Origin of the sequence: Halomonas sp. KM-1 (assembly GCF_000246875.1) — a bacterium.
Classification (GTDB): Bacteria; Pseudomonadota; Gammaproteobacteria; order Pseudomonadales; family Halomonadaceae; genus Halomonas; species Halomonas aerodenitrificans.
Map to the genome: position 1 here is coordinate 1 of NZ_BAEU01000013.1, position 5,200 is coordinate 5,200.

Below are 5,200 nucleotides of genomic sequence, written 5' to 3' on the forward strand. Positions count from 1 at the left end.
GACCCGGGCACGCACCACGGCGGAGCTCTCGCCCACCTCACGTGACGTCAGCTGCTCCGGCGGCAGCGCCGGCACCTCGATCTGCAGGTCGATGCGGTCGAGCAGCGGCCCGGAGAGGCGCGACTGGTAGCGCTGGATCTGCGCCGCGGTGCACTGGCAGGCCTGGCGCGGGTCGCCCAGATGACCGCAGGGACATGGGTTCATCGCTGCGACGAGCTGGAACCGGGCCGGGAATTGACGCTCGTGGTTGGCCCGGGCGATATGGATGCGCCCCGACTCGAAGGGTAGGGGTTTTTCACAAACTTCCTAAAAGGAGAGCCAGATGGATGACAATCTAAATCCTTCGTGTGTATTATCGCTATTTTACGGGATGGTCGGAGTCTAGAAATGCTAATGGCTATATTTATTGCAAAGCTTTTGGATTTCATTGGCTTTATCATAGCTGGGGCAACAGTTATATTCATCAAACCAAAATGGGGGATACCAATAGCTGGTATGATCGCCTCATTTTCAACAATACTTATTGTCCAGGCGACTGGCAGGAGTTTACCCGCAGACCTCATGGCTTTAGCTTTTTTTGCAGGTATAATTGCCCATAGCATACATGCTGGAATTGTTTACTACATCAAACAGTTAATCACAAAGAAGAAAATTATAAACGAGGCTTGAAATGGGAATTATTTCTGACTTAATGCTTGGCAATGCCTTAACAAAGCTCACTAATTTTTTTGTGGACCTCGAAGAGTCTCGTAACTACAACTTTATTGGAGCGGGCGGTGGGTTTGATAGCTTACCAAGGCACAAAAGGGAACTCTATGAGAAGAAGGTTGAAAAATGGATGGGCACACTAAAAAAACATCCTAGACACATTATCACCCAAGAGCTAATAAAAAATATGCGTGTATCGCAATCACTTAATAGAACGGAAAGAGCAAAAGCCCAATTTCAGCTACTAGAGTTTCTTATAAACGAAGGAATCGCCCTAAGCCTTGAAGATTTTGAAAAATCATATCTTTAACCAACTAATGAAATAAGCTTTAGAGCAATCAATTCTAGAGCTCTCAGCTATTTAAAGCTGGAACCTGTAGCAAGGTCATACGGCAAGCCCTTTTGGCTTACAGGGCTTTTTTCGTTTGATGCCACCCAATACTTTCGAACTTGAGTCAGGCATTTTTAGAACATTCTCCGCATCTATTTGTTTTATTATTTTATCAACCAAACCAGGGTTATTTATTGCCTCACCAAACTCTTTGTTGATCTGAACCAACTTTTCATTCTTTTCTTTCATCACCTGTAACTCCTCTGCCAAAATCGAAATAGTTTTATACTGCTCATTTAAGCTGTAATTTGCTTCTTCAGAGAATATTTTGAAGTCTTCTCCTATTTGCTCTTCAACCATTTCTTTTATAAGATCACCGCATCTTTCTTTATAATGAGAAGCACTTTCGAGTCTCTTAGGCTTTGGCATTTTGAAACCATATATATTTACATCTTTTGGCTTCTCGACACCTTGAACCTCTATTTTTCTATTGAGTGCTTGATAAACTCTTCTAGCATACTCATCGGTTTCAGTATGCTTTGCTTGAGTAAATTCCTTTTTTTCACCTGGAGCAACATCTAGCCCTTCCGCCTTACAGAACTCACAAAAACTTTCTTGCAATCTCTCAAATAGTTTTTTGTTAAGCATATCTCTAGCAGACAATGACTTAACAACTTTAGTGGGCTTTGGGTCGCCCCTTACTTCTCTAGCCAACCTTTGCTTTTTTGTCTCTCTAACCTTAACTTCTTTTTCAACAATCGGAACGAAGGTCAAATGTATATGCGGAGTTGTTTCAGATAAATGGAGCTCCATTGAAATAATATTGTCCTTCCCGAAGGTTTTAAATGCGAACCTCTTAGCAGCCTTCTTGAACTTCTCAACCCTTTCTTCATCGTATTTACCAGCCCCGTCAGGGTCTCCATTCTCATATTCTGGCCTGAACACAGGCGAGGAAGCACTTAAAACAGCAGTGGCGGCAATTACGGAGTTGTTTCTGGGTTTGACGTTATTATCTTTGAACTTTTTAGATATAAGTTGATTATAGTCTGTGTTTAGCCCAAGCTCTTCTCGATAAGCTCTGTAGAGTATTTTTATTTTACTTTTTAGCTCCTGCGTGCTATTAACCCTATCTCTACTATGAAGCTCTAGCTTTCCTTCATCACTTAGGCGTCTATTATGCTTAAATAACTTTTTTAGCTCACCATAGTTTTTTCTTTTCTTTATATTTACAAATACTTTGTTTTTCATTCTTAAATCTCCCTTTTATAAAATCAATGCCATTCATATTCCTTTTTTCAATAACTAACATGCTTGCGGAGCAAGCATTGATGCGATAGCATCACAGCTCTCGGCAGAGCTCACACAATGAAGTAGGCGAAGCCGTTAAGCTTCATTGTATAGTGAGCTATACAATGAAGCTCATTATATTCTAACATACTTATGCGAGACTGTTGTTGTCTGGGATATTGACACCTGCTTTACTCTCCATCTCTTCCATTGCCTTTTCCATCTTGTGCTTGTAGCCATGGCCCTTCCAAGCTAAATCTAAATGCAACCTAATACCTTTATATTGGGTAGACAAGAACCCATACTCTCGTAACTTTTTTATTGATCTACTGATGTGTGGTTGTTTTTTGTTTAGCTTCTCAGCGATTTCTTTTTGCGACATTTTCACATAGTTGCCATAGTCAGCAATGCCGATTAAATAAAGCAAAAGCATTAGATCTGTTTTTTGTAGATTAGAGTCTACAAGCCTTTGTATAGCTGTTTTCTTTTCTTTGTCACTCATTGTTGAACTCCCCCTTAATTCTTCACACTTCTTTTTAATACTTGCCTCTCTTTCTATATCTTCCATTACTATCCTGATATAGTGGTCCTGGTTATTGCTTATGGTTCGGTTGAAGTCATTTCCCACAGGCTTTGATTTTTGAATCACCTCCTGCTCAAAAATCTCACCGAACTCATCTTCATAATAAACCTTTCCATTTTCCTGAAAAAAACTTCCCTTTTTTGTTATTCCCATGATATAATATCCTCATTGTTAGCGGTTAGCTTAGGAGTTCTGGCGGAACTCCTTTTTTGTGTGGGCAATTATACCACACAATGTATATTTTTTCAATCTAATTTAAAAATAATTACCCTATACGGTAATTGAGATACCGTATAAGGTAATTAGAGTTACCGTATACGGTAATCAAGGGTTCCATTTACAAAGCAAAAGTGCTTAGAATATGACAGCGAAATCTTTCTATATTCTATAGGCTTGGTAAAATCTGCCTTATTTTTTTGTTGAAAACCACCCAAGCCTTCGGCTCTTTTTTGTTTTTAATCCTATGCGGTGGCTTCGCCACCTAGTTATTGAACCAAGAAGATTTTTAATTATCTATATAGTCAGTCAAGTTGTTTATCTTGTATTTCTCTAGTGCCTCATTGCCTCTTAGCTTGAACCTTCCAACTTCAAAAGAATATCGTGTTTCATTGATATGTATTGCCATTTCGACAGCACGATATTTTTTTATATGCTTCACATAAAGCTTTATTCCAACGTCTTTTAAAAACTTGTTGATCTTTAGCCTTCCTTTTTCTGTGTAAACCATACCCAAAAGCTCATTGAATGAATATACATCCAAGTTTTCTTTTCTCTGAACGTCCAATCTGTTTAAATCTGCTTTTAGCCTCTCAACTTCTTCTTCAATAGTTGCCATTTTTTTGAATAAATACGTTGGTGCTTTACCTTCAAGCTCATCTGCTGTTTTTTCTAGATTTGAAAGGATCGAAATATTTTTTGAAAGCTCTTCTTTCGTTCGATTAAACAGTTCTATATCTTCTTCCTTTTCTTTCGGCCTCATGATCTCATATATTAGCTTGTCTTTTTCGTTTATATCTTTCTTGTAATCCAGCCGTAGTTCTAACTCTGTCAAGAACATACTGAGGACATATTCAGCCCTGATGAACTGCTCTTCACATCCAGCCTTTTTTTCTTTCCTTGTTTCACACTGATAATAGCTATACCAAACACCCCTTGGATTTCTATTTTTCATGAAAATCATAGTGGAGCCACAGTTGGCACACTTAATACAGTGCTTGAATATGTTCAGATTCCCAATCGATTTGTTGCCATACTCAACCTTTACCCTCCTGTTCTCCATTGACTTTTTTGCTTCATAAAACTCGGAATCGCTAACGATCTTTGGGTAGTAGTTCTCTATATATCGCTCATGAACCTTTTTTCCATCAACCCTCCGTTGTGCCCTATAAGCACCTCTGATATATTGATTTTTCATTAAATGGTCGATATGCCTGCTTTGCCATTTCCGTTTTGACCACTCGTTAACCTTACGAATGGTCTGGCTAGCACCTTCATACTTCAAGTTTTCTACAATAAAGCGGATTTCTTTAGCCTCTTCTTCAACTATAACAAACTTTCCATCTGCGACTTCTAGCCCGTAGGGTGTGTTTTGCTTCGTATTAAAAACCTGCCCTTCTTCTGCTAACTTCTTGGCTTTATTCCAAGCCGAACGGCGACGTTTGCTTTTGGTTTCGCTTTCCTCATTAGCTCGCTTGGCAATCAGGCCAATCATTAAATAATTTTCCAGATCTCTTTCTTCATCCTCATAACTATAAAGACGTTGATCTATTGTTGTATATATTTGAATGCCTTTTTTAAGTATTTCTTGAAGAATATCTGCTGTTTTATTAAGTGCTTGCCTGCTGATTCGGTCAATACTTTCGATGACAAGAAAATCACCCGGCTTTATTTCTTGGTTTTCGATTTTTTCAAGTATCTCTGAAAATCGACCCTTCTTGATATTATCACCCCTATAAGACGATATACCTTCATCCGTGTAGATTTCATCGATTTTTACTTTGAAACGGCTCTCAAAGGCTTCCAGGGGGCTTCTCTGCCTTTCTATGCTGTCGCCCTTGGACTGGATGGCTGAGGAGTAGCGGACGTATGCGATTGCCTTGGTCATGGGTGGGTGCTCTTGCCATTCAATTTGTTTGACTATAACACCTCCCGCTCTCCATCGGCTCACGCATCACCTCCAGCACGTGGCGGCTGAACTCGGGCAGCTCGTCGAGGAACAGCACGCCGTGATGGGCCAGGGAGATCTCTCCCGGGCGCGGCCAGGAGCCGCCGCCGACCAGGGCCACGGCGCT

General features: G+C 40.3%; 5 protein-coding genes and 2 pseudogenes. 2 read left to right on the forward strand and 5 right to left on the reverse strand.

The window, feature by feature from the left end; genetic code table 11:
- A pseudogene (locus B8115_RS00655) lies at positions 1–285 on the reverse strand (ATP-binding protein); the annotation flags it as partial.
- Positions 286–393: 108 nt separating this feature from the next.
- Between B8115_RS00655 and B8115_RS00660 the strand changes: the two are divergent.
- Entirely contained in the window at positions 394–669 is a 276-nt protein-coding gene (locus B8115_RS00660; protein ID WP_141638466.1) for a hypothetical protein, read from the forward strand.
- Position 670: 1 nt separating this feature from the next.
- The gene (locus tag B8115_RS23205; RefSeq protein ID WP_141638467.1) at positions 671–1,018 is read left to right on the forward strand and encodes a hypothetical protein; all 348 of its coding nucleotides are present in this window, start codon (positions 671–673) and stop codon (positions 1,016–1,018) included.
- A gap of 75 nt (positions 1,019–1,093) precedes the next feature.
- On the opposite strand, the gene B8115_RS00665 is transcribed toward B8115_RS23205, so the two are convergent.
- From B8115_RS00665 to B8115_RS00680, 4 genes and pseudogenes are all read right to left on the reverse strand, one after another.
- Positions 1,094–2,287: a plasmid recombination protein gene (locus B8115_RS00665; protein ID WP_010625799.1), complete on the reverse strand. Its 1,194-nt coding sequence runs from the start codon at positions 2,285–2,287 to the stop codon at positions 1,094–1,096.
- Between the two features lie 190 nt (positions 2,288–2,477).
- Positions 2,478–3,062, reverse strand: coding sequence for a helix-turn-helix domain-containing protein (locus B8115_RS00670; RefSeq protein ID WP_010625800.1), 585 nt, complete (start codon positions 3,060–3,062; stop codon positions 2,478–2,480).
- Positions 3,063–3,414: 352 nt separating this feature from the next.
- On the reverse strand, positions 3,415–5,013 hold the full coding sequence (locus B8115_RS00675; RefSeq protein ID WP_010625801.1) for a recombinase family protein: 1,599 nt from the start codon (positions 5,011–5,013) through the stop codon (positions 3,415–3,417).
- 34 nt (positions 5,014–5,047) lie between these two features.
- A pseudogene (locus B8115_RS00680) lies at positions 5,048–5,200 on the reverse strand (ATP-binding protein); the annotation flags it as partial.